This is a genomic window from Polaribacter sp., from assembly GCF_965656025.1.
Taxonomy (GTDB): domain Bacteria; phylum Bacteroidota; class Bacteroidia; order Flavobacteriales; family Flavobacteriaceae; genus Polaribacter.
Window position 1 is genome coordinate 43,990 of sequence record NZ_CBFHJT010000008.1, and the last position, 2,988, is coordinate 46,977.

At 31.7% G+C, this 2,988-nt stretch carries 1 protein-coding gene and 2 pseudogenes; all 3 read right to left on the minus strand.

Features of this window, described 5'->3' with window-relative positions:
* Positions 1-975 (minus strand): annotated as a pseudogene (locus ACTG3S_RS02715) (M1 family peptidase); the annotation flags it as partial.
* 69 nt (positions 976-1,044) lie between these two features.
* Positions 1,045-2,760: a S8 family peptidase gene (locus tag ACTG3S_RS02720; protein ID WP_439127841.1), complete on the minus strand. Its 1,716-nt coding sequence runs from the start codon at positions 2,758-2,760 to the stop codon at positions 1,045-1,047.
* A 14-nt stretch (positions 2,761-2,774) separates the two neighbouring features.
* Positions 2,775-2,988: pseudogene (locus ACTG3S_RS02725) on the minus strand (MBL fold metallo-hydrolase); the annotation flags it as partial.

The window sequence follows — 2,988 nt, forward strand, 5'->3', positions numbered from 1 at the left end:
ATTTTCAGAAAAATAAGTCATTAATTCTGCCGTTTTTGGCTGCAAATCTTTCCAGTTTTGTAAATATTTTGCGTCTAAGTTTTTCTTAAATAAAAAGTGTAAATCGATACCATTTTTCATCGTATAAATATCGTGCTTGTATTCTGGGTCTGCTGCCCACATAAAATCATGTACATTGGGTGCTTTAAAATGCCAAGTAAGTTTGTCTGTATTTGGTACATTTAGTGGCTTGCTTTTATCTTGATAACCATGCCCAATTTCTTGTGGATTTTGTAAATAACCAGTACCACCAACAACGTAATTTCTATCAATAGAAATTTTTACATCAAAATTACCCCAAACTCCATGAAATTCTCTTGCAATATAAGGTGGTGTGTGCCATCCTTCAAAATCGTATTCTGCCATTTTTGGATACCATTGTGCCATTGATAGCGCAATATCTTCTTTACTATCTCTACCAGACCTTCGTATTTGCAAAGGAACTTGTGCATCAAAAATCATATCAAAAGTTACACTCTCTCCAGATTTTATAGGTTTATTTAAGGTAACTTCTAAAATTGTACCAACCGTTTCATAAGAAACAGCAGCTCCGTTTTGTTTTAAAGATTTTACTTTAATATACCCTATTTCATCCGCATTTAATTTGCTAATTCTATCTCTAACTCTTCTATCTGGGTCTTTAATATTTAAAGATCTAACATCCATTTGAGAACCAGGTTGAAAGGCATTAAAATATAAGTGATAATACACTTTGTTTAATTGGTCTGGAGAATTATTTGTGTACACAACTTTTTGGATTCCTTTGTATTGATGCTTTTCTGCATCTACATCAATATCCATAGCATAATCTATATGCTGTTGCCAATACGTTGTAAATTTTGGTGCTTCTTTATTTGTTGTAGACGGTACTTCTTTTGTTTGTGCACAAGCCGCAAAAAACAATGCAATACTACCTAAAAGGAATAATTTTTTCATATATAAGATTGATTAAGTTTGTTATAAAAATAAAAAACAACGATTTAATTATCGTTGTTTTTTAAGTATTTATTTTTTACTGTTTACAATTCTGTCTGCCATTAATAGTGCATTATAGGCATTTACAACTCTACCGGAAACAGATAAATCTGAAAAAGGCACTTTTATACCTGTTGGGTTTTCTCTAGATTGAGTACCTGGTTTTATAACGTCGAAATTAATTTTTAAACCAGAATTCATTAAAATATGCTTTACCTGACTTGCAGATAATTGTGGGTAGTAAGAACGTACCAAAGTTGCAACACCAGCAGCAGAAGGAGCAGCCATAGAAGTACCACTGTTGGGTGCGTATTCGTCTTTTGGCATTGTGGAATATACATCTACACCAGGTGCAAAAACATCTACATTTATTTTACCATAATTAGAGAAGTTTGCAGGTAATTTTTCATCGTAATACAAACTCATTGCTCCAACAGTTAATACATTGTCTGAAATTTCGTTTAGTAAATCTTTAGAGTCGTTTGGATATGTTTTATCGACATCAATATTTTTACCATCATTACCAGCTGCATTTACAATTAGAACATCATTTTTTGCTGCGTATTTAATAGCCTCATAAACCCATTCTTTATTTGGTGAATATGCTTTACCAAAACTTGTATTGATTACTTTTGCACCATTATCTACAGCATATCTAATCCCTAAAGCTACATCTTTATCATGCTCATCGCCATCTGGCACAACCCTAACAGGCATAATTTTTACATTGGTTGCAACACCATTTACACCTTTGCCATTGTTTCTAGAAGCTGCAACAATACCAGATACGTGTGTACCATGACTTTCTAAATCTTTTGAACCAATTACATTATTATTACCGTAAAATTTATCGTTAATATCATATAAATCGTCTGGTAAAGATTGACGTGCGTTAAAATCTAAATCGTAACTTTTTGCGCCATCTTGTGTTTTTAAATAATCTAATAATTGTTTTTTATAGTCTAATAAACCTTTTTCTGACATACCTCTTTGTAAAAGACCATTTACATCCGCAATTTTTGCAGCCATAACATTGTCTGATGGTTTTAAGGTTTTTAAAACATCAACCGTTAAATTGTCTGTACCTGCTAATTTTTTAACATCGTTAAAATTATCTTCTATTTGTTTTATTCTTTCTGCAGTTTTCTTTAAGTTTTCTATTTCTGTCTTTTTTTCTGCAGCTCTCGCTTCAAAAGTTTCTTTTAATTTTAAGTATTGTTGATAGTCTTCTTTATCTTTTTCAGAAATTTCTGATGCTTTTTTATCACCAAATTTTTCCATTCCTCTCTTTACAATTCTGGTAATTTCTAATTGGTCTGCATTTACAATCGTACCATCTTTACTTCCCAGAAAATTCCATCCATGGATATCATCTATATATCCATTTTTATCATCATCTATATTATTACCCGCAATTTCTTTTGGATTGGTCCAAACAACATCTTTTAAATCTTCATGCTCTATATCTGAACCAGAATCTGCAATGGCAACAATAACTGTGGTACCATTTTTACCTTCTAAAAACTGATAAGCTTTGTCTATACTCATCCCAGGAATAGAGTCTGTTTCCATATCCATATGGCTCCAAGTATGTAACTCGTCTTCTGATAATTTTTCTTTTTTTGCTGGAATATTTATTACTGTATCTGTACCTTTTGGTACTGGAATTGTGGTTATTGATGATTTACAACTTGCAAATAATAAGCCTGCTACAGCTGAATACATCACTGGTTTTAATACGTTCATTTCTTTCTTTTGTCTTAGTTAAATAGGTCTGTAAATTTGTATGTTTTGTTTAATCTTACTCCTTTTTCTGTATGTTTTACTGTGCAAATTTCATTGTGTGCATCGTGTTCTAAAAAAAGGTAATAATTGTTGTCTGCCGCTTCATTTAAAAACACAGCTTTTTCTTTAATAGTTAATAATGGTCTAGTATCATACCCCATTACATAAGGCAAAGGAATATGCCCAATA

Excerpts from the sequence above, each read along its gene's own strand:
- ACTG3S_RS02720 (WP_439127841.1), bottom strand. The coding sequence starts at position 2,760 with ATGAACGTATTAAAACCAGTGATGTATTCAGCTGTAGCAGGCTTATTA.